This is a genomic window from Azospirillum sp. UENF 111221 (genome assembly GCF_058780625.1).
Window position 1 is genome coordinate 2,765,518 of sequence record NZ_JBSNCH010000005.1, and the last position, 19,548, is coordinate 2,785,065.

General features: G+C 67.0%; 18 protein-coding genes, 1 tRNA gene and 4 pseudogenes. 10 read left to right on the top strand and 13 right to left on the bottom strand.

Annotated elements, in window-relative coordinates; all coding sequences use genetic code 11:
• Nucleotides 1–75 precede the first annotated feature (75 nt).
• The 5 genes from recJ (at nucleotide 76) to ACWPN3_RS27925 (ending at nucleotide 5,815) form a co-directional block, all read left to right on the top strand.
• Complete coding sequence (gene recJ / locus ACWPN3_RS27905; protein WP_492240200.1) at nucleotides 76–1,872, top strand: single-stranded-DNA-specific exonuclease RecJ; 1,797 nt, start codon at nucleotides 76–78, stop codon at nucleotides 1,870–1,872.
• Between the two features lie 122 nt (nucleotides 1,873–1,994).
• A tRNA-Glu gene (locus tag ACWPN3_RS27910) sits at nucleotides 1,995–2,068 on the top strand.
• Nucleotides 2,069–2,389: 321 nt separating this feature from the next.
• A complete protein-coding gene (gene thrC / locus ACWPN3_RS27915; protein WP_492240202.1) occupies nucleotides 2,390–3,811 on the top strand; it encodes a threonine synthase in 1,422 nt (473 codons plus the stop codon).
• Nucleotides 3,808–5,067: a M16 family metallopeptidase gene (locus tag ACWPN3_RS27920; RefSeq protein WP_492240203.1), complete on the top strand. Its 1,260-nt coding sequence runs from the start codon at nucleotides 3,808–3,810 to the stop codon at nucleotides 5,065–5,067. The genes thrC and ACWPN3_RS27920 overlap by 4 nt, the downstream gene beginning before the upstream one ends.
• A 157-nt stretch (nucleotides 5,068–5,224) precedes the next feature.
• Nucleotides 5,225–5,815, top strand: coding sequence for a GNAT family N-acetyltransferase (locus ACWPN3_RS27925; RefSeq protein ID WP_492240204.1), 591 nt, complete (start codon nucleotides 5,225–5,227; stop codon nucleotides 5,813–5,815).
• A gap of 51 nt (nucleotides 5,816–5,866) precedes the next feature.
• Here ACWPN3_RS27925 and ACWPN3_RS27930 read toward each other — a convergent pair whose 3' ends face one another.
• From ACWPN3_RS27930 to efp, 7 genes and pseudogenes are all read right to left on the bottom strand, one after another.
• On the bottom strand, nucleotides 5,867–6,136 hold the full coding sequence (locus ACWPN3_RS27930; RefSeq protein WP_247873206.1) for a hypothetical protein: 270 nt from the start codon (nucleotides 6,134–6,136) through the stop codon (nucleotides 5,867–5,869).
• 68 nt (nucleotides 6,137–6,204) lie between these two features.
• The gene (locus ACWPN3_RS27935) at nucleotides 6,205–7,599 is read right to left on the bottom strand and encodes a peptidoglycan -binding protein (protein ID WP_492240205.1); all 1,395 of its coding nucleotides are present in this window, start codon (nucleotides 7,597–7,599) and stop codon (nucleotides 6,205–6,207) included.
• Nucleotides 7,600–7,635: 36 nt separating this feature from the next.
• Nucleotides 7,636–7,944 (bottom strand): hypothetical protein, encoded by a 309-nt coding sequence (locus tag ACWPN3_RS27940; RefSeq protein ID WP_492261857.1) that lies wholly within the window; start codon nucleotides 7,942–7,944, stop codon nucleotides 7,636–7,638.
• A gap of 95 nt (nucleotides 7,945–8,039) precedes the next feature.
• Nucleotides 8,040–8,783, bottom strand: coding sequence for a hypothetical protein (locus ACWPN3_RS27945; RefSeq protein WP_492261858.1), 744 nt, complete (start codon nucleotides 8,781–8,783; stop codon nucleotides 8,040–8,042).
• Nucleotides 8,784–8,880: 97 nt separating this feature from the next.
• Complete coding sequence (locus tag ACWPN3_RS27950) at nucleotides 8,881–9,519, bottom strand: OmpA family protein (protein ID WP_492261859.1); 639 nt, start codon at nucleotides 9,517–9,519, stop codon at nucleotides 8,881–8,883.
• Between the two features lie 270 nt (nucleotides 9,520–9,789).
• Nucleotides 9,790–10,585, bottom strand: a pseudogene (locus ACWPN3_RS27955) (inositol monophosphatase family protein).
• A 102-nt stretch (nucleotides 10,586–10,687) separates the two neighbouring features.
• A complete protein-coding gene (gene efp, locus ACWPN3_RS27960; protein WP_109048864.1) occupies nucleotides 10,688–11,254 on the bottom strand; it encodes an elongation factor P in 567 nt (188 codons plus the stop codon).
• A gap of 356 nt (nucleotides 11,255–11,610) precedes the next feature.
• On the opposite strand from efp, the pseudogene ACWPN3_RS27965 reads away from it, so the two are divergent.
• The 4 genes and pseudogenes from ACWPN3_RS27965 to ACWPN3_RS27980 form a co-directional block, all read left to right on the top strand.
• Nucleotides 11,611–11,835: pseudogene (locus ACWPN3_RS27965) on the top strand (EF-P lysine aminoacylase EpmA); the annotation flags it as partial.
• Between the two features lie 67 nt (nucleotides 11,836–11,902).
• Nucleotides 11,903–12,694 carry an EF-P lysine aminoacylase GenX gene (locus ACWPN3_RS27970; RefSeq protein WP_492261860.1) on the top strand — a complete coding sequence of 264 codons (792 nt, stop codon included), beginning with the start codon at nucleotides 11,903–11,905 and terminating at the stop codon, nucleotides 12,692–12,694.
• Between the two features lie 182 nt (nucleotides 12,695–12,876).
• Nucleotides 12,877–13,389 carry a hypothetical protein gene (locus ACWPN3_RS27975; protein WP_492261861.1) on the top strand — a complete coding sequence of 171 codons (513 nt, stop codon included), beginning with the start codon at nucleotides 12,877–12,879 and terminating at the stop codon, nucleotides 13,387–13,389.
• A 70-nt stretch (nucleotides 13,390–13,459) separates the two neighbouring features.
• The gene (locus ACWPN3_RS27980) at nucleotides 13,460–13,693 is read left to right on the top strand and encodes a hypothetical protein (protein ID WP_492261862.1); all 234 of its coding nucleotides are present in this window, start codon (nucleotides 13,460–13,462) and stop codon (nucleotides 13,691–13,693) included.
• A gap of 47 nt (nucleotides 13,694–13,740) precedes the next feature.
• On the opposite strand, the gene ACWPN3_RS27985 is transcribed toward ACWPN3_RS27980, so the two are convergent.
• The 6 genes and pseudogenes from ACWPN3_RS27985 to ACWPN3_RS28010 form a co-directional block, all read right to left on the bottom strand.
• Nucleotides 13,741–15,060 carry an OmpP1/FadL family transporter gene (locus ACWPN3_RS27985; RefSeq protein WP_247873205.1) on the bottom strand — a complete coding sequence of 440 codons (1,320 nt, stop codon included), beginning with the start codon at nucleotides 15,058–15,060 and terminating at the stop codon, nucleotides 13,741–13,743.
• Between the two features lie 265 nt (nucleotides 15,061–15,325).
• Nucleotides 15,326–16,132 carry a TSUP family transporter gene (locus ACWPN3_RS27990; RefSeq protein WP_109450346.1) on the bottom strand — a complete coding sequence of 269 codons (807 nt, stop codon included), beginning with the start codon at nucleotides 16,130–16,132 and terminating at the stop codon, nucleotides 15,326–15,328.
• 145 nt (nucleotides 16,133–16,277) lie between these two features.
• Nucleotides 16,278–16,950, bottom strand: a pseudogene (gene thiE / locus ACWPN3_RS27995) (thiamine phosphate synthase).
• Nucleotides 16,951–16,953: 3 nt separating this feature from the next.
• Nucleotides 16,954–17,882, bottom strand: a pseudogene (locus tag ACWPN3_RS28000) (class I fructose-bisphosphate aldolase).
• A 165-nt stretch (nucleotides 17,883–18,047) separates the two neighbouring features.
• Entirely contained in the window at nucleotides 18,048–18,284 is a 237-nt protein-coding gene (locus ACWPN3_RS28005) for a hypothetical protein (protein WP_247873204.1), read from the bottom strand.
• A 110-nt stretch (nucleotides 18,285–18,394) separates the two neighbouring features.
• A complete protein-coding gene (locus ACWPN3_RS28010) occupies nucleotides 18,395–18,844 on the bottom strand; it encodes a hypothetical protein (protein WP_492240210.1) in 450 nt (149 codons plus the stop codon).
• A 205-nt stretch (nucleotides 18,845–19,049) separates the two neighbouring features.
• Here ACWPN3_RS28010 and ACWPN3_RS28015 point away from each other — a divergent pair, with 205 nt between their 5' ends.
• Complete coding sequence (locus tag ACWPN3_RS28015) at nucleotides 19,050–19,394, top strand: type II toxin-antitoxin system HicB family antitoxin (RefSeq protein WP_109450340.1); 345 nt, start codon at nucleotides 19,050–19,052, stop codon at nucleotides 19,392–19,394.
• Nucleotides 19,395–19,548 lie beyond the last annotated feature (154 nt).

Below are 19,548 nucleotides of genomic sequence, written 5' to 3' on the forward strand. Positions count from 1 at the left end.
ATACCCACCCGTGCGCCGCGCCCCCATCTCTGCTATGGCTGTGCCCCCATCCCAGAGAGACCGTGCAGCACCGCCATGACCGAGCCCGCCGCCTTCCTCAACGTCGCCCACTCCCTGTCCGGCAAGCGCTGGCAGGCGCGGCCCTGCGACGAGCGGCAGGCGCAGGCTCTCACCCAGGGGCGTGGGCTGCCGGAGATCGTCGGCCGGGTGCTGGCCGCCCGCGGCGTCACCGAGGACAGCTGCGAGACCTTCCTCAACCCGACGCTGAAGGCGCTGCTGCCCGATCCGTCGCGCTTCCGCGACATGGACCCGGCGGCCGAGCGCATCGGGCGGGCCATCCGCGACGGCGAGCCGGTGGCCGTCTTCGGCGACTATGACGTCGACGGCGCCACCTCCGCCGCCCTGCTGCGCCGCTTCTTCCGCGCGCTCGGCGCCGACATCCGCGTCTATGTCCCCGACCGCATCACCGAGGGGTACGGCCCCAACGCCCCGGCGCTGCTTCGCCTGAAAGGGGAGGGGGTGCGGCTGGTGGTGACCGTCGATTGCGGCATTTCCGCCTTCGCGGCGCTGGAGGCGGCAGCCGAGGCCGGGCTGGATGTCGTCGTGCTCGACCACCATGCCGCCGAACCGCGCCTGCCCCCCGCCGTCGCGCTGGTCAACCCCAACCGGCTGGACGAGGACGGCGCCTACCGCACGCTCTGCGCCGCCGGCGTCACCTTCATCACCATCGTCGCCATCAACCGGGTGCTGCGGACAACCGGCTTCTACCGCGACCGGGCGGAGCCCAACCTGATGGAGTGGCTCGACATCGTGGCACTCGGCACGGTGTGCGACGTGGTGCCGCTGACCGGGCTGAACCGCGCGCTGGTCGCGCAGGGGCTGAAGGTGATGGCGCGGCGCGCCAACCCCGGCCTCGCCGCCCTGTCCGACGTGGCGGGGGTGAAGGAGAAGCCGGACGCCTACCATGCCGGCTACGTCCTCGGGCCGCGCGTCAATGCCGGCGGCCGGGTGGGGGCGTCTGACCTCGGTGCCCGCCTGCTCTCCACCGATGATCCCATCGAGGCGATGGAACTGGCCCAGCGGCTGGAAGGCCACAACGCAGAACGCCGCACCATCGAGCAGGCGGTCCTCGACGAGGCGCTGGAGCGCGTCGCCGCCGAGGCCGGGCGCACGACCGATCTGGTCTTCGTCACCGGCGCCGGCTGGCATCCCGGCGTCATCGGCATCGTCGCCGCCCGGCTGAAGGAGCGCTACAGCCGCCCGGCCTGCGTGGTGGCGCTGGAGGAAACCGCCGACGGCACCGTCATCGGCAAGGCGTCCGGCCGTTCCGTCCGTGGCGTCGATCTCGGCTCGGCGGTGATCGCCGCCCGGCAGGAGGGGCTGCTGCTGGCCGGCGGCGGCCACCGCATGGCGGCGGGCTTCACCGTGGCCGGCGACAAGATCGATGCGCTGCGCGACTTCCTGCACAGCCGTATCTCCGAACAGGTGGCGTCCGCCCCGCTGGTGCCGACGCTGGAATTGGACGGCGCCCTGTCGGTCGGTGGCGCCAGCGTCGGTCTGGTGACGATGCTCGACAAGCTCGGCCCCTACGGCACCGGCAATTCCGAGCCGCGCTTCGCCATCGCCGATGCCCGCGTCGTGCGTGCCGACGTGGTGGGCGCCAACCATGTCCGCTGCATCCTGCAAGGCAATGACGGTGCCCGGCTGAAGGCCATCGCCTTCCGCGCGCTCGACAGCGACATGGGCCAGGCCCTGCTGACCGGCCGCGGCACGCCGTTCCATCTTGCCGGCGTCCTGCGCATCGACCGCTGGAACGGCTCCGAAGGGGTCCAGTTGCTGATCGACGACGCGGCACCGGCGCGCTCGGCCTGAGCACTGGCGGGGCATGGGGGTGGGGAATGGGGGCAGGCAGGGCGCAAAAAGTATCGGAGGATGCAAAAAAGCGCTTGCGCTCGGCGGCTCCGATCTTTAGAAAGCGCGTCACCGCGAACGACGTCCCCGTCGTCTAGAGGCCTAGGACACCGCCCTTTCACGGCGGCGACACGGGTTCGACTCCCGTCGGGGAACGCGCCGCCTCGCTGGTGCGCCGGCGCGGTGCCGACGAGGTGGTCGAGGAGGCTGCGTGAGAGGATCGGGCCGGGATGGAACGATGGAACATCTCCGGGGAACCGTTTCACTCTGTTCCATGCCGTCCATCCGGAGCCGCACGGGTCGGGCCGGATTGAACACTGAACACACCCCACGAAACCGTTTCATGGTGTTTCAAGCGTTCTACCCGAAGCCGTCGGGCGCCCCCACCATCGGGAATATGCGCCGTGCGTCCCGCACCGCTTGCGTGCGGGCGGGGTCCTCGCTAACTATGCCCACTTCATCGGACGGAGTGTAAGCGGTGCGGTACGTCAGCACGCGGGGCGCGGCCCCGGTCTTGGGTTTCGAGGACGTCCTTCTTGCCGGGCTGGCGCGCGACGGCGGCCTCTATGTGCCGGAGACCTGGCCGCAGTTCACGGCCGACGACATCCGCGCCATGCGCGGGCTGCCCTACAGCGAGATCGCCGTCCGGGTGATGCTGCCCTTCCTGGGCGGCTCCATCGCCGAGGACGAGTTCCGCGCCATCGTCCGTGACGCCTATGCCAGCTTCGACCATGCCGCGGTGACCCCGCTGGTGCAGATCGACCCGACCACCTGGGTGCTGGAGCTGTTCCACGGGCCGACGCTCGCCTTCAAGGACGTGGCGCTGCAGCTGCTCGGCCGCCTGTTCGACCATGTGCTGGCCAAGCGCGGGCAGCGGGTGACCATCGTCGGCGCCACCTCCGGCGACACCGGCTCGGCCGCCATCGAGGCCTGCCGCGACCGCCAGAACGTCGACATCTTCATCCTGCATCCCAAGGGCCGCACGTCCGAGGTGCAGCGCCGCCAGATGACCAGCGTGCTGTCGTCCAACGTCCACAACATCGCGCTGGACGGCACCTTCGACGATTGCCAGGACCTCGTTAAGGCGATGTTCAACGACGGCGCCTTCCGCGACCGGATGGGGCTGTCGGCGGTGAACTCGATCAACTGGGCGCGCATCATGGCCCAGATCGTCTATTACTTCACTGCTGCCGTTGCGCTGGGCGTCCCGGACCGCAAGATCGCCTTCACCGTGCCGACCGGCAATTTCGGCAATGTCTATGCCGCTTATGGCGCCCGCTCCATGGGGCTGCCGATCGAGACGCTGGTGGTGGGATCCAACAGCAACGACATCCTGGCGCGCTTTTTCGCCAGTGGGAGCATGGTCGCGGCGCCTGTCGTGCCTACCTTGTCTCCCAGCATGGACATCCAGATCTCTTCCAACTTCGAGCGGCTGCTGTTCGACCTGCTCGACCGCGACGGCACCGCGGTGACGGCGGCGCTGAACCGCTTCCGCACCGAGGGCAGGTTCGCGGTGACCGACGCGCAGCTCGCCCGCGCGCTGGCCATCTTCTCCGGCCACCGGGTGGACGAGGCCGCCACCATGGCGACCATTGCGGACGTCTGGAAGGACAGCCTCTATCTGCTCGACCCGCACACGGCGGTCGGCATCGGGGCGGCCAAGGCGGCGGTTTCCGCCGGCCGGGCCGATCCGACCGTTCCCATGGTGGTTCTCGCCACCGCCCATCCCGCCAAGTTCCCCGACGCGGTGGAAAAGGCGACCGGCCGCCGGCCGGACCTGCCGCCGCGCCTGTCCGATCTTTATGTGCGCGAGGAGCGCCTGTCCGACCTGCCGAACGATCTGGCGGCGGTCCAGGACTTCGTCACCAAGCGCGCCCGCGCCGCCCAGGAGGCCGCATGAGTTCCATTCGTGTGACGACGTTGCCCAACGGGCTTCGCGTCGCGACCGACACCATGCCCGACGTGCAGTCCGTTTCGCTCGGCTGCTGGGTCGGGGTGGGCACCCGCAACGAGGCGGCGAGCGTCAATGGCGTCGCCCACCTCGTCGAGCATATGCTGTTCAAGGGCACCCGGCGCCGTTCGGCCTTCCGCATCTCCGAGGAGATCGAGAATGTCGGCGGCCAGCTGAACGCCTACACCACCCGCGAGCAGACCGCCTATTACGCCAAGGTCCTGCACGAGGATGCGCCGCTGGCACTCGACATCCTCTCCGACATGATCCAGCACTCCACGCTGGACGCCGAGGAGCTGGTGCGCGAGCGCACGGTGGTGTTGCAGGAGATCGGCCAGAGCGCCGACACGCCCGACGACATCATCTTCGACCATTTCCAGTCCACCGCCTATCCGGGGCAGGCCATCGGCCGTCCGGTGCTGGGCTCGGCGGAGATCGTCGGCGCATTGCCGCGCGAGGCGCTGGTCGACTACATCGTCGGCCATTACGGTGCCCCCGGCATGGTGCTGAGCGCCGCCGGCCGGATCGAGCATGACCGGATGGTCGACCTCGCCATGAAGGCCTTCGGCGACCTGCCGAGCGGCGCACCGCCCAAGCCGGAGACCGCCCGCTACACCGGCGGCGATTTCCGCGAGGACCGTGACCTGGAGCAGATGCACCTCGTGCTCGGCTTCGACGGGGTGGGGGTGCACGACCCCGACTTCTACGCCCACTCGGTGCTCTCCACCCTGCTCGGCGGCGGCATGTCGTCCCGCCTGTTCCAGGAGGTGCGGGAGAAGCGCGGGCTGGTCTATTCCATCTACACCTTCACCGGCGGCTATCATGACGGCGGCCTGTTCGGCGTCTATGCCGGCACCGGCGAGGACGAGGTGGCGGAGCTGGTTCCCGTCGTCTGCGACGAGATTGCCAAGGTCGGCGCCGACGTCACCGAGGACGAGGTCGCCCGCGCCCGCGCCCAGCTGAAGGCCGGCACGCTGATGGCGCTGGAAAGCACCATGTCGCGCTGCGAGCAGCTGGGCCAGCAGGTCCTGATCTACGACCGCCCAGTTCCGGTTGAAGAGATCGTGGCGAAGATCGACGGCGTCGACCGCGAGTCTGTGGTCAAGGCGGCGTCCCGCCTGCGCGCCAGCCGTCCGACCGTGGCCGCTCTCGGCCCCATCGCCAAGCTGGAAAGCTACGACCGCATCGCGGAGCGCCTCGCCTGACGATGAAGACGGTGGCGGTCCCCACTTCCCACCCGCACTCGTCCCCCTCTCCCCCCCGGGGAGAGGGGCGGGGTGAGGGGGTTGCACTGCGTGGATGGACCGGGATGCGGATCCCTCTTCTCCTGAGCGAAGGCGGGAGAGGAAGGGTGGTCACTCAATGATCCGCCTTCTCGGCAGCGGCCTCATCAGTCCTCCCGCGATCCGGCTCGACGGATCGCATTGCTACATCCGGCCGCCTTTGCCCCGCGACTGGCGGGAATGGGCCGATCTTCGGGCCGCCTCGCGCGGCTTCCTGACGCCCTGGGAGCCCACCTGGCCGGCCGATGCCCTGACGCGCACCGCCTTCGCCCGGCGGCTGCGGCGGCAGGCGCAGGAGTGGCGGGACGATCTCGGCTACAGCTTCCTGATCTTCGACCGGGGGACCGACGCTCTTGTCGGCGGGCTCGGCCTCACCAACATCCGCCGCGGCGTGGCGCAGATGGGGACGCTCGGCTACTGGGCCGGACAGCCCTACGCCCGCAACGGCTATGTCTCCGGCGGCACCCGGCTGGCCCTGGAGTTCGCCTTCGGCCAGCTCGGCCTGCACCGGGTCGAGGCCGCCTGCCTGCCGACCAACCTGCCGAGCCGCGGTTTGCTGGAAAAGGTCGGCTTTTCCCACGAAGGCTATGCCCGTGGTTACCTGCGCATCGACGGCGCATGGCGTGATCATGTCCTCTACGCCATCCTGCGGGAGGAGTGGCAGGCCTAGACCAGGTCCATAGCCGCTCCATCCCGCCTGAAAACGCTTACCTGACAGCGCTCACTTCGGCGGCTGGTTGTTGCCGTGCTGGTCCTGCTGCTGCTCGGCCTGCTTCTTGGCGGCCTCATCCTTCTTCTTGGCTTCGTGATGGCCGACCGCGCAGCCGAGCGCGGCGCCCGCCACCCCATGGCCCGACCCGACCATATGGCCGGCGACGCCGCCGACGGCGGCACCCTTCACGCATCCCTTCGCCTCGGCCGGGTGCGGCAGGGCGGCGATACCGCCGGCCAGGACTGCGACCGAAAGGGCAGCAAAGACAGTCTTCATCATGGCTGATTCCTCATGTCGACAAGAGCGTCGATGGAAGGAAAACAGCCAGCCGCGCGGCTGGGTTCCGCTCAGCGCTGGTCCAGCTTGATCTCGATGCGGCGATTCTTCGCCAGCGCCTCGTCCGAGGTGCCGGGGTCGATGGGCTGGAACTCGCCGAAGGCGGCGGCCGCCAGCCGCTCCGCCGGGATGCCCTGGTCGATCAGGAACTTGACCACCGACAGCGCGCGGGCCGAGGACAGTTCCCAGTTGGAGGCGAACTGGAAGCGCACCGGCTTGATATCGGTGTGGCCGTCCACCCGAAGGACCCAGTTGATGTCGGAGGGAATCGCCTTGCCGATCTCGATCAGGGTGCGGGCGAGGTCGGCCAATCGCTGCTTGCCGGCCTCCTCCAGCGTCGCGGATCCGGACGGGAACAGCAGTTCCGACTGGAAGACGAAGCGGTCACCGACGATCCGCACGTCCGGCCGGCTGCCCAGCGCCTCGCGGACGCGGCCGAAGAACTCCGACTTGTAGCGGGCGAGGTCCTGGACCTTGGCGGCGAGCGCCTGATTGAGCCGGGCGCCCAGCTCGGCGATCTGCACCTTCTGCTCTGCCGACGCCTTCTCCGACGTCTCCAGCGCCGCACCGATGCGGGCGAGCTGGTCGCGGAGCGCCAGCAACTGCTGGTTCAGCAGGTCGATCTGCTGCTTGCTCTTGGTGCCCTCCGCCTGCTCGCCGGTCAGGGAGGCCATCAGGTCGCGGATGCGCAGGTCGCGCTGCTCCAGATCCTTCTGGGCCTGGGTACGGCTGCCGGCCAGCTGCGACTCCAGCCCTTTCAGGCGGATGTCGCGCTGGTCGATCTCCTTCTGCGCCAGCATCGTCTTCTCGGCGGCCGACGCCAGCTCCGATTCCAGGGCCTTGGCCCGGTCGCGGGTGGTGCCGAGTTCGGCCAGCAGGGCCTGGCGCTGCTGTTCGGTCAGCTTGGTGGCGGCCATGGCGGCGGCCAGCTCACCTTCCAGCTTCTGCCGGGCGTCGCGCAGGGCCTTGATGTCGGCCTGGAGGCTGAGGATCTCCTTCAGCTTGAGGTCCAGCGATTCGCGGTCGACGCGGACATTGCGCTGGAGCTCTTCCAGTGTGCGAGCGGTGCGGTCGCGGTCCTCCTGAACTTGGCTCAGCTTCAGGGTCATGTCGTCGCGGGTGGTGACGGAGGTCTGCAACTCGGTCGACAGCTGGGTGATGTTGACGCGCAGGTCGGCGTTGGCGTCACGCTCCATCGCCAGCAGGTCGTTCATCTCCGCGATCTTGTGATTGAGGGCGGTCAGCTGCTCGTCGCGGCCGGTCAGGGCGGTGGCGAGGTAGAACTGCGCCACGACGAAGACCATCAGCAGGAAGATGACGACCATCACCAGCGACGACAGGGCGTCGACCCAGCCGGGCCAGGCGCTGGCGTCGCGGTGGCCGTTGCGGCGGCTGATGCTGGCCATGGATGCTCCCGGCGTTGGCCTGTGACGGTCTGGGTATCAGCGCGGCTGCTGGTCGGCTTCTTCGGCGAGTGCTGCGATGGTGCGGGCCAGCAGCTTGATCTCGCTGCGGATCTCCTGCACCGCCTGGACCCGTCCGTTGGAGGATTCCTCGACGATGCGGGCAAGGTAGATGTCCATGTTGCGGAGATGCTGGCGCGAGGCGTCGTCGAAGCCGGCGCCGGAATTCTCCGCCAGCCGGTCGAGCAGACCCCTCACCTCCAGCTGATTCTCGCCAAGGCGCAGGAGAAGCTGCTGTTCGGCCCGCATATGGTCGGTCAGGCTCGACAGCCGCTCGGTCAGCGCCATCAAATTGGCGTTGGCGGCGCGCCGTCCCTCTTCGGCGGTGGCGACGGTGCGCTGGAGCGAATCGAGGTTCTCGGCGGTCTGCTCCAGCAGGGCGGTCAGATAGGCCGACGCGGCATGGTCGCCCGAACTCGAGCCCGCCGGCGGCCCCGCTCGACAGGCGGGTGGCGCTGGACAGCCAGTCCTCCAGATCCTGGAAGAAGCGGTTGTGGGCCTGGCTGGCCTGGAGTTCGAGGAAGCCCAGCACCAGCGATCCGGCCAGACCGAACAGCGAGGAGGAGAAGGCGGTGCCCATGCCGACCAGCGGCGCTTCCAGCCCCTGTTGCAGCCGGGAGAACATGCTGCCGACGTCGCCGCCCTGCACCGACAGGCTGCCGATGACGCCGCCCACCGACTGCACGGTGTGCAGCAGGCCCCAGAAGGTGCCGAGCAGGCCGAGGAAGATCAGCAGGCCGATCAGATAGCGCGACAGCTCCCGCGAATTCGTCGAGGCGCGAGGCGATGCCGTCCAGCATCGAGCGCATCGACAGCGCCGACAGGGTCAGCCGGCCGCGCCGCTCGCCCAGCATGCGCGCCATCGGCGCCAGCAGAACCGGCTCCTGAAGGGATGCGGGGGCGACGCCGCTCTGGTACTGCTCCAGCCACGCCACTTCGGGACGGAGCATCAGGACCTGCCGGAAGATGAAGGCGATGCCGGCGAGCAAGGTCGCCAGAATGACGCCGTTCAGCGGGGCGTTGTTGAGGAAGGCCGAGCGCAAGGCGGGGAACAGCAGGCCGGTCACCGCGCAGACCACGACCAGGAACAGGATCATCCGGGTCAGGAACCGCTCCGGGCGTGTCATGAGGGCGGATACCTCCTGCGGTCGAGGTCGTCGGGATTATGGCGGTCATGATGCTCCGAAGGGGTGTTCCGATCAGACCTCGCGCACGGTGTGGGCGCTACTCGTTCAGAAAGACGGCGTCGATGCGGTCGGGAACCCCACCGCCCTCGTCCAGGCCCAGCGCACGGACATCGACGCGGGTGCTGCGGATCCCGAAAGCGGTCAGCCGCTCGCGCAATGCCAGCGCCCGGGCCAGCGCCCGCTGCCGTGCCTCGCGCGCCGTATCCGGCGTGCCGCTGGCGTAGGAGCGAAGCTGGAGCCTCGCGGTGTCGCTGGCGCGCAACCGCTCGACGATCCGGTCGACCACGGCGTCCGCCGCATCCGGCAGATTGGTGGCATCGGCCGGGAACACAAGGCTCAAAACGCTCGAAGGTGGCAGGCTAGCCGCCGGAGGTGCCGCCTCCGGGGGAGGGGGTAGTGCGGCCGTGTCGGTCCGCGGCGCGGCCGGAGCCGGCGTGACGGGCGCCGGAGCGGCGGGCGTCCCCTGGGCTGCGGGCTGCTGCGGCTGGGCGGGAACGGCGGCCGGAGGCTGGTTGCGGGCGGTGGTCGACCGCGGAGCCGGCTGGGCCGGGCCTTCGGTCAAGGACGGCGGCGGCGGCGCTTCGAGCGGCTGCGGCAGGGTGAGGCGCGGCGGCGCCTTGACCGGCGGCGGGGGTGCGCAGGCTGGGCCGCGGCGGGACCGACAGGGGGACCGCATTCTCCAGCGTCAGGCCGGCGGGCGTCGCGGCAGGAGTCGCAGCGGCGTTGCTGGCCGGGGCAGCCGCCGACAGGGCAGCCGGAGAGAGCGTCCAGACCGCGCACAGAGCGGCGGCGGCAAGGTGCTTGCGGTCGGCGTGTCCCCAGCGGCGCAAAACGATGTGTCCCGTTAAACCTTTGTCCCGCAAACCATAGCCTATCGATCGCTCCAGCCACAACCGCTCATCCGCCGTCTCCGTTCGGGAAGGCGGCGGAGCGGGCGGGGCGGAGGTCAGCCCTTGGCGGACTTCAACAGGCGGGAAACCGGAACCTGGAGGTGGCTGTTGGCCGCCAGGACGTTGCCGGTGAAGACCGGGTTGCGGCCGCCCTCGATCTCGCCGACGAAACCGCCGGCCTCGGTGACCATGAGCACGCCGGCCGCGCAGTCCCAGGGAGCCAGCCCGCGTTCCCAATAGGCGTCGAATTGGCCGGCGGCGGTGTAGGCGAGGTCGAGCGAGGCGGCGCCGAAGCGGCGGATGCCCGCAACCTCCTTCATCACCGCTTCCTGTTCCTTCAGGAAGGTGGCGTGGTCGCCGCGGCCCTTGAACGGGATGCCGGTGGCGATCACGCGATGCTCCAGCCGGCGGCGCTCTGACACGCGCAGGCGGGTGTGGTTGACGTACGCGCCGACGCCCTTTTCGGCCCAGAACAGCTGGTCGCCGATGGGAGCGTAGATCACGCCGGCGACGATCTCGCCGTTGCGCTCGGCACCGATGGAGATCGCCCAGTGCGGCAGGCCATGCAGGAAGTTGGTGGTGCCGTCGAGCGGATCGACGATCCAGCGCGCCTCGGCATCGCTGCCCTTGGACGCGCCGCTCCTCCATCAGGAAGCCGAATTCGGGCCGCGCCTTCTGCAATTCCTCGCGCAGGGTGCGTTCGGCCTTCAGGTCGGCGGCGGACACGAAGTCCGCGGGCCCCTTGCGCGACACCTGGAGGTGTTCGACCTCGCCGAAGTCGCGGACGAGACCCCGGGCGGCCTTTTCGGCGGCGCGGACCATGACGTTGATGAGAGCGGAGCGGGTGGCCATGGGTGTTGGTGTACCGTTTCGTGCAGCAGGAACCAGAAAACAATACACCGGCCTCCGCGCATGGCGAAGACCGGTGATGGCAGGCACGGACCTTGGAAAGGATCAGTCCTTGGCGCGCTCGACGTATTCGCCGCTGGCGGTGTCGACGACGACGCGGGTCCCGGCCTCGATGTGCGGCGGAACCAGGATCGACACGCCGTTCTCCAGCTTGGCCGGCTTGTAGGACGAAGAGGCCGTCTGGCCCTTCACCACCGGGTCGGACTCGGTGATCAGCAGCGTGACCTTGCCGGGAATCTCGACGCCCAGCGGCGAGCCTTCGTGGCTCTGCACGGTGACTTCCATGCCGTCCTGGAGGAAGACGGCCGGTTCGCCGATGATGTCGCGCGGGATGGCGACCTGCTCGAAGCTTTCCTTGTCCATGAAGGTGAAGCTGTCACCTTCGGCGAAGAGGAAGGTCATCTCATGCTCGTCCAGGCGAGCGCGCTCAACGGTCTCCTGGGTGCGGAACCGCTCGATCGACTTGTTGCCGGTGCGAACGTCCTTCATTTCCAGCTGGATGAAGGCGCCGCCCTTGCCAGGCTGCACGATGGCGGTTTTGGTGATGACCCAGAGCTTACCGTTGTGCTCCAGCACATGGCCGGGGCGCATCGTGTTGGCATTGACCTTCATGGCTTACTCATGACTTCCAGAAATATGGGCGGCGCGGACCCTACCAGCTTGACCGCCTGTAGGCAACGGCGCGGAACGATGACGGCGCGCAATCCGGCCGATTGACAGGCGATTCTTCGCCAAACCGGCCCGCCGGGTTTAGAACGGCTCCAGCAATGGGACGTTTGGAACGTTTGAAACGCTTTTCCCGGCCCTGTTCAGTGTTCCAGCCGTGCCGCCCCGGCGGTTCGGTGGTGATGGGCGGAGTTTATCACAGGCCGCGGCTGCGACCAATCCCAAGCCGGCTTGAGTACGCCGGCCGTCGATGCTCTGATGCGGCCGTACCCCTTTCGACCGTCCATCAAGAGCGCGCCGACATGTCCGCCCCCCTCCGATCCGCCGAACTTCCCCCCTGGCATCCCGAGGCGCTTGCCCGCCGCCGGCCCTATCTGGCGGCGCGCGGCCGGGTGCTGAACGCCGTCCGCCGCGTGTTCGAGGAGCTGGCCTTCATCGAGGTCGACACGCCGGCCCTTCAGGTGTCGCCGGGGATGGAGCCGCATCTCCAGGCCTTCGCCACCGAACTGCGGGGACCGCACCCCGACGACAGCCGGCGGCTCTACCTGCACACCAGCCCGGAATTCGCCATGAAGAAGCTGCTGGTCGCAGGGCGTGCCGCGGCTGTGGCAGCTGGCCCATGTCTACCGCAACGGCGAACGGTCGGGGACGCACGCGCCGGAATTCTCGATGCTGGAATGGTACCGCGCGGGCGAGGGCTACCGCACGCTGATCGACGATTGCCGGGACCTGCTGTGCGCCGGGGCCGAGGCCGGCGGGCGGCGGAGCTTCGGCTTCCGCGGCATGACCTGCGATCCCTTCGCGCCCTGGCGAATCCTGACCGTGCCTGAGGCGTTTCACGACTATGCCGGCATCGACCTGATGGCGACCTACGACGGCAGCCACGATCCCGACCCGGCGGCGCTGGCGGCGGAGGCGGCGCGCATCGGCATCGCGCCCCATCACGGCGACCGCTGGGAGGACATCGTCTTCCGCATCATGTTCGACCGGATCGAGCCGCATCTGGGCGAAGGCGTGCCCTGCGTGCTGACCGACTATCCGCTGTGCATGGCGGCGCTGTCGCGGCCGAAGCCGGAGGACCCGCGGCTGGCGGAGCGCTTCGAGCTGTATGCCTGCGGGCTGGAACTGGCGAACGCCTTCGGCGAGCTGACCGACCCGGCGGTGCAGCGCGCCCGCTTCGAGGCGGACATGGCGCTGAAGGAACGGCTCGATGGCGAGCGCTTCCCGGTGGATGAGGATTTCCTGGCGGCGCTGGAGCATGGCATGCCGCAGAGCAGCGGGATCGCCATGGGCTTCGACCGGCTGGCAATGCTGTGCAGCGGCGCCGAGAGCATCGAGCAGGTGCTGTGGCTGCCGGTTGCAAAAAGCATTTCCTTAATCAGATAATTAGAATATATTAATCAAAGCACAATAAATGACGGCGGCGCTTGCGCCGCGCTGCTTATCTTCTGCAATATGAATTGCATGTGAGTTTATAAGAATGTCTGAGACAGTTATGGATGGAAATCGAGGCAATGATCAGATTGTTGATCATAAAGATGTTACTGAAAGAAGATATGACTTGATAGGTGTTCCAGAAGATTAGATCTCTGGTTTATCTTGTTGGAATGCTAGGTTTTCCTGTAGTTGCTGCAGCTTACACTCTCGTAGTTCTAAGCTCTGATCTTAAGGATGTTGATAGAAGGCTGTCTCAGCTCGCCACTAGAATTGATGAAAGGCCAATGGGGCTAGACAGAACTACTGACTTTATCATCTATATAACTGAGTCGATGAGGAGCGATCTAAAATCCGGAGTTTATGGGTTGATTAATAGAATCGATTTCACAATTCCTGATTCTGATGAAGATATTGTAAAAAAGCTCAATATAATCGACAGAGCTTTCGAAGCCTATATACGGCCAATAGTTAGAAAACATCAAAGATTTTCGTCAAGATTTCCTTCTGTTGGAGGGAATATTGGGAGCCTTTTCTACTTGGCAGCTCCGGCACAAGACATTAAGGCTAACCACACGGAAGGATATTTGACAGGGCAAGTTAATAAAGATTTTGGAGAGTCTATCAAGTGCTGTAATAATCGATAATTTATCAAACTTCGGAGACGATAGGTTGTCTGTCGCAAAATCTAGTAATTCAAAAAAAGAAGTCGAGGAGATGTTCAAGAAAATCTTCGAGTTTGATAAAAAATATAGCTCAGAAAAAACGGTAGATAAAGAGATAAAGAAGAGATCAGAGTCTGGTTATATAATAGAGAAAGAGAAATTTGTTGAACTAACTCTTGGAGCAATAGATGCAACAATAACTGCGCTTCAAGATCAAATGTTGCAAAGAGTGAGAGTTCAATCTTCAGACTCTAGTGGTGGTAATTTATCAGAGCGCAAGCTCTAAGAAGAAGGCGCCGCAAATGAGAATTTTGCGGCGCCGTTGTTCTATGCTTAGAACGTGAACTTCGCCTGCAGGCCGATCAGGTCGATGCTGCTCTTGTAGTCCGCGTTCAGGTTGCCGCGGCCGGCTTCGGGGCCGGTCAGGTCGTCGGTGAGGGCGACTGAGGTCTTCGGAATGAAGACGTGCGAGTAGGCGGCGTCGACGCGCAGATTGTCGGTGACCTGATAACCGGCACCGGCCGACAGCCAGTAGCGGTTCTGTTCCGGAATGCGCGGCGTGCGGTACTCGACGTCGACCGAACCCTGGTCGAAGGCGACGCCGGCGCGCAGCGTCAGCTTGTCGGTCACCTTGTAGGAGGTGCCGAGCGCGTAATACCAAGTGTCCTTCCAGTGCTCCTCCGTCACGGAGTTGAGCGCCGGATTGGCGATGTTGACGCGCAGTTCGCGGAAGCGCGACCAGTTGGTCCACTGCACGTCCGCCATCACCGCCCAGCGGTCGTTGACCTCGTGGTACAGGCCGATGGAGGCGATGTCCGGCGTGGTCAGGTCGGCGCTGGCGCTCTGGGCGGGCAGGGCACCGGCCAGCGGCGCCGGCAGGCCGGTGAAGGAGATGCTGCCGGTCAGCGTGTGCTTGACCGCCGAGCGGTAGGCGAGGCCGACGCGGGTGCCCTTCACCGGCTCGATCAGGGCGCCGAGCGTGAAGCCCCAGCCCCAGTCGTCGCCGGTCACGTCGCTCTTCACGTCGAGCGAACCGGGGCGGCCGAGGCGGCTGGCGCCGAAGTCGGACGACTGCGACAGCTTGGCCTTCGCATACTGGATCTGGACGCCGCCGCCCAGCGTGATCATCGGGTTGATGCGGTAGGACACCGACGGCGCGAAATTGTAGGTGCGCAGGTCGGAACGGATGCCGTGATAGCGGCCGATCCAGCTGTCGCCGTAATCGGTCACCAGACCCCAGGGGCCGTTGGCCGAGATGCCGACCTTCAGATCGTCATCGATCGAATAGACGAAGTAGCCGGCGGGGACCAGTGCATCCTGGGCGATGTCGCCGGGCGAGGCGTTGCCGCTGATCGAGGTGCCGCCCAGCCGCCGGGCGCGGTTGGCGCTGGCGCTGTCGACCTTCGACTTCACGATGACGCCGGTGGCGGTCTGCACCGCCTCGATCCCGGTCACCAGCCCCATGGTCGCCGGGTTGTAGAACATCGAGCTGGCGTCGCCGTTGCCGCCGGCGGTCACGCCGGCATAGGCCGTGCCCTGACCCGATACGCTCTGCTCCTTCAACGCAAAACCGGCGGCGAAGGCCGTGGAGGCGGTCGCCGCGGTGACCGCAATGGCGGCGGCGGCGGTCATCAGGCGTGTCTTGAGCGTCATCGGAGACATCGTTCCTTCCCCAAATTGTGTTATTGACGCAATGATACACGAACTGACGCTTACGTAAAGGGGCCGCCACCACTTTTTGTTGGCTCAACGAACAGCTTTGCGGAGCCTTGCCGAAATCGGAAGGGGAAAAGACGGAGGCGCATGCGCGAGCGCCGCCGGATGGGGGTTAACCCCTACGGCGGTGTCGGCAAGACGGTCGAATATCGGCGGAGATACGTGGATCCAGGGGCGGCGGAGGCCGCCTGTCAAGCTATGGTCAGGCGATCCAGGCGGCTGCGGCGCTGAACAGTTCGCGCAGGATGTTGTGCTCGTCGGTCCAGACCAGCTTGGCGGTGATGACGATGGAGGCGACCACCAGCATCGGGCGCACAACTCGGGCACCGTTGCGGATCACCATATGGGCGCCGGCCTGGGCGCCGATATATTGCGCGACGCCCATCACCAGCCCGACCGTCCACAGCACATGCCCGCCGGCGATGAAGAACAGCAGCGATGCGAGGTTGCTGGTCAGGTTCAGCACCTTGGTGTGGGCGGTCGCCTTGCGCAGGTTGTAGCCGAGCAAGGAGACGAAGGCGATGGCGAAGAAGGTGCCGGTGCCCGGCCCGAAGAAGCCGTCGTAGAAGCCGATGCCGGTGCCGATGCTGAGCGCGAAGGCATGCTCGCCGATGCGCTGGTGGGCATCCACGTCGCCGGCCTTGGGCGACAGCAGCAGATAGAGGGCGATGCCGATCAGCAGGATCGGGATGACGTCGCGCAGGAAGCTGGGATCGAGCATCTGCACCAGCGTCGCGCCGGCACCGGCGCCGACAAAGGTGCAGAGGATCATCGTCCGCATCGACGCCGGATGGACCTCGCCGCGGCGGACGAACTTGATGGTGGCGGACAGCGATCCGAAGCTGGATTGCAGCTTGCCGGTCGCCAGGGCCTCCGCCGGGGACAGGCCGGCGGCCAGCAGGGCCGGGATGGTCAGCAGGCCGCCGCCGCCGGCAATCGAATCGACGAAGCCGGCCAGCAGGCCGACGGCGAACAGGATGCCCAGCGACTCGGGCGTCAGGAGGTCCATGATTGTGTGGAAACCCGCGTAGATGCACCGCCGGCGGAGCCGGCCTATCCGTAAATCGGCGGAGCCGGCATACTATGATTCGGCGGAGCCTGCATGCTGTGTTTCAGCATGGCCGGTACACACACATCCGGCCGGCCTGTCGATGTCAGCCGGCCGGACCGGCCAGTGCAGCCTCGATGGCGGCGTTCAGCGCCCGGACCCCGGCGCCGGGACCCTGGGGATGGCCCCAGACGGCGTTGACCACGGCCAGGAAATCGGCGCCCGCGGTGACCAGCGGCGCGCAATTCTCGGCGGTGATGCCGCCGATGGCGACACAGGGGACCTCCATCAGCTCCGACCACCAGCTCAAGAAGATCCGGCTCGGCCTTGTATTCGGCCGTCTTTGTGGCGGTGGGGAAGAAGGCGCCGAAGGCGACATCGTCCGCCCCTTCCTCGCCGGCGATCATGGCGAGATGGCGGCTGTCGTGGCAGGTGACGCCGACGATGGCGTCGTTGCCCATGATCTTGCGGGCGTCGCGATAGGGGGTGTCGGTCTGGCCGACATGCACGCCGTCGCAACCGGTTTCCCGCGCAAGGCGGGGATGGTCGTTCAGGATGAAGGCGACCTCACGCTCCTGCGCGACCGGGCGCAGCACGTCGCAGGCGCGGCGGATGTCGTCCTCGGGGCAGTCCTTCAGGCGAAGCTGCACGCAGGCGACGTCGCCCGCATCCAGCGCTTCCGCCAGAATCGGCGCGAACGCCGCCGGCTCCAGGGCCGGCGGCGTCACGAGGTACAGTCGGCAGGCAGGTTCCGCCTGCGTCGGCTTTCCCTTGGCCAAGTGTTACTCCCGGCCCTGGTAGATCTTCATGATCCGGTCGAGCAGCTTGAGGGCGTCCTCGCGCGGGCGCTGGAAGGCGTTGCGGCCGATGATCGAGCCGTTGCCGCCGCCGTCACGGATGGCGCGGGCGTCCTCGAACACCGCGTCCTCGCCCTTGGTGGCGCCGCCGGAGAAGACCACGACGCGGCGGCCGTTGAAGGCGCACTGCATGATGTGCTTCACCCGCTCCGCCTGGGTGGCGATGGGGATGTTCTTCGACTCGTAGATCTTCTTGGCTTCCGGCTGCTCCAGCGTGGCCGACGGCAGCTTCACCTTGATGATGTGGGCGCCCAGCAGAGCGGCCATGTGGGCGGCATAGCCGATCACGTCGATGGCCAGCTCGCCGTCCTTGGTGACGGCGCCGCCGCGCGGGTAGGACCACAGCACGGTGGCGAGGCCGTAGGACTTGGCCTCCTTCGACAGCTCGCGGAACTCCTCGTACTGGGAGTACATGGCGTCGGAGCCGGGATAGATGGTGAAGCCGATGGCCGACGCGCCGATGCGCAGGGCGTCCTGGACCGAGGCGGTGACGGCCTGGTCGGCGGCTTCCTTCTGGGTGGACAGCGAGTTGGCGCTGTTCATCTTCAGGATCAGCGGGATCGAACCGGCGAAGGTGCCGGCACCGGCTTCCAGCGAGCCCAGGGGGGCGGCGTAGGCGTTGCAGCCCGCGTCGATGGCCAGCTGATAATGGTAGTGCGGGTCATAGCCGGCATCGTTCGGGCCGAAGCTGCGGGCCGGACCATGCTCGAAGCCCTGGTCGACCGGCAGGATCACCAGCTTGCCCGTACCGCCGAGCTTGCCTTCCATCAGGATGCGGCGAGATTCGCCTTGGTGCCGGGATTGTCGCTCTCGTAGTTGGCGAGAATGTCTTTGACGCGGCGCGTGAGCTTCATTGTGGCTCTTCCCCTGGGCATTCTTGGAATGGCGCCGTCTTAGCCCGGATTGGCCCGTTTTGCAACGGCGGGAGGGGCATAAAGCGGCCATTTGCCACGCCTGAACGGCCTAGGGCCTGCGGTCGGGCAGGACCCTTGCGGAGGGCATGAGCCCGTCCGAAGGGGTTAGGGCAGAAGGGATCCCGCCAGCGTGTAGAGCCCGTATCCGGCCCCGCCGAGCACCGCCCAGGACCCAACGGTCAGCCCGACCCAGACGGCGACCAGCTTGAGGCCGCGCATCTTCTCCGGCCCCGGAGCCGGCCTGTGTCCCATCCGGTCGGAGTGCCGGCCGCCGGCGGCCTGCCCCGGACGGTGGGGTTGCGCAATCGTCTGATCCGGCGTGGTGAGGGAGGTGATGCTCATGGGCGGGTCATCCGGCATCGGAGGGAGGGCGGCGTGTCACAAAAATATCCTAAGGTGACGTTACACCACCTTTGCGCGGAGAGGCTGTGCGAAAAAGCGGTAGTCGGGCGCTATCCTTCGGCCCGCGCCAGCCAGCCACGGCATAGGGCCTCAAGCCTTTCGGCGCGGTCGGTCCCCCGACCTTCGGCGGCGAGATCGAGCAGCGGCGGGCATCGGGTCAACAGGGTGGCGCCACGGGCCGCGGCGATTGCCGCGAGGCGCTCCGCCGCCAGCGGATGGCCAGTGAACAGCAGGGCGGGCACGCCGGCCGCCAGCGCCCCCTGCGCCTCCCCGGCGCGGTCGCCGCAATCGAGCAGGCCGGTCGATGCCAGTCCGGGGTGGGTGCGGCGCACCCGCTCCAGCACGCCGAGCAGCCAGAGCGCTCCCCCCGCCGGCGGCGCCATCAGCGTCAACGCCGTGCCGGCCGACCCGGCCGCCCGCGCCGCCGCCAGCGCGTCGCCGAGGTTGCGGATCAGGATGGGCCGGGCCGGAACCGGCTGGACGGAGGGAAATGCGGTCATGGGGGCGCCAGGGGGAGGTCGGGCGGCCACTGTAGACGGGCCTGCCGGACGGCTCCACACCCCAGCCGCCCCGTCCAGCCGGTTGCGAGAATTGAGGCAGGTCAAACCCTGCGGTCGCCGACCCGGAGTATGGTCAGTCACAGAAGAGCGGGGGCCGGAGCGCCGGCGCCCGTTTCATGGGAATACCTCCCCCGGGAATGCCGCGATGATGGAATACAAGGGTTACAAGGCCCAGATCGACTTCGACAACGAAGCGGGCGTCTTCGTTGGCGAAGTCATCAACACCCACGACGGCATCACCTTTTCCGGTCGGTCTGTGGACGAGCTGCGGGAGTCTTTCCGGCGGGCGGTGGACGATTATCTCGACCTGTCCTGCGATATGGGCGGCGACGGCGAACAGCCCTTCTCCGGCCGTCTCGCCATCCGCATCAACCCGATCCTGCACCGCGCCGTCGCCGACTGCGCCGCGCGGGAGGGCAAGAGCCTGTCCGCCTGGATCGCCGAATGCCTGGGCCGCGCCGCGGGTGTGACAAACGTCAAGACGGGCTGACTTTTCGCAAAATGCGAAGCAGCTTGCTTGCCGCCATTCGCAGGACCAGCGGATTGTCCCGGCGCGCTCTCGCCTTTTCGTGGCAGCGTCAAGGAGCCATCCCGTTTTGCGGGTTGGCATCGTCCTTGCTCCGCCCCCGCTATAACGAAGGGGG

Excerpts from the sequence above, each read along its gene's own strand:
- recJ (WP_492240200.1), top strand. The coding sequence starts at position 76 with ATGACCGAGCCCGCCGCCTTCCTCAACGTCGCCCACTCCCTGTCCGGC.
- ACWPN3_RS27920 (WP_492240203.1), top strand. The coding sequence starts at position 3,808 with ATGAGTTCCATTCGTGTGACGACGTTGCCCAACGGGCTTCGCGTCGCG.
- ACWPN3_RS27925 (WP_492240204.1), top strand. The coding sequence starts at position 5,225 with ATGATCCGCCTTCTCGGCAGCGGCCTCATCAGTCCTCCCGCGATCCGG.
- ACWPN3_RS27930 (WP_247873206.1), bottom strand. The coding sequence starts at position 6,136 with ATGATGAAGACTGTCTTTGCTGCCCTTTCGGTCGCAGTCCTGGCCGGC.
- ACWPN3_RS27935 (WP_492240205.1), bottom strand. The coding sequence starts at position 7,599 with ATGGCCAGCATCAGCCGCCGCAACGGCCACCGCGACGCCAGCGCCTGG.
- ACWPN3_RS27940 (WP_492261857.1), bottom strand. The coding sequence starts at position 7,944 with ATGGCGCTGACCGAGCGGCTGTCGAGCCTGACCGACCATATGCGGGCC.
- ACWPN3_RS27945 (WP_492261858.1), bottom strand. The coding sequence starts at position 8,783 with ATGACACGCCCGGAGCGGTTCCTGACCCGGATGATCCTGTTCCTGGTC.
- ACWPN3_RS27950 (WP_492261859.1), bottom strand. The coding sequence starts at position 9,519 with ATGCGGTCCCCCTGTCGGTCCCGCCGCGGCCCAGCCTGCGCACCCCCG.
- efp (WP_109048864.1), bottom strand. The coding sequence starts at position 11,254 with ATGAAGGTCAATGCCAACACGATGCGCCCCGGCCATGTGCTGGAGCAC.
- ACWPN3_RS27980 (WP_492261862.1), top strand. The coding sequence starts at position 13,460 with ATGTTCAAGAAAATCTTCGAGTTTGATAAAAAATATAGCTCAGAAAAA.
- ACWPN3_RS27985 (WP_247873205.1), bottom strand. The coding sequence starts at position 15,060 with ATGACGCTCAAGACACGCCTGATGACCGCCGCCGCCGCCATTGCGGTC.
- ACWPN3_RS27990 (WP_109450346.1), bottom strand. The coding sequence starts at position 16,132 with ATGGACCTCCTGACGCCCGAGTCGCTGGGCATCCTGTTCGCCGTCGGC.
- ACWPN3_RS28005 (WP_247873204.1), bottom strand. The coding sequence starts at position 18,284 with ATGAGCATCACCTCCCTCACCACGCCGGATCAGACGATTGCGCAACCC.
- ACWPN3_RS28010 (WP_492240210.1), bottom strand. The coding sequence starts at position 18,844 with ATGACCGCATTTCCCTCCGTCCAGCCGGTTCCGGCCCGGCCCATCCTG.
- ACWPN3_RS28015 (WP_109450340.1), top strand. The coding sequence starts at position 19,050 with ATGATGGAATACAAGGGTTACAAGGCCCAGATCGACTTCGACAACGAA.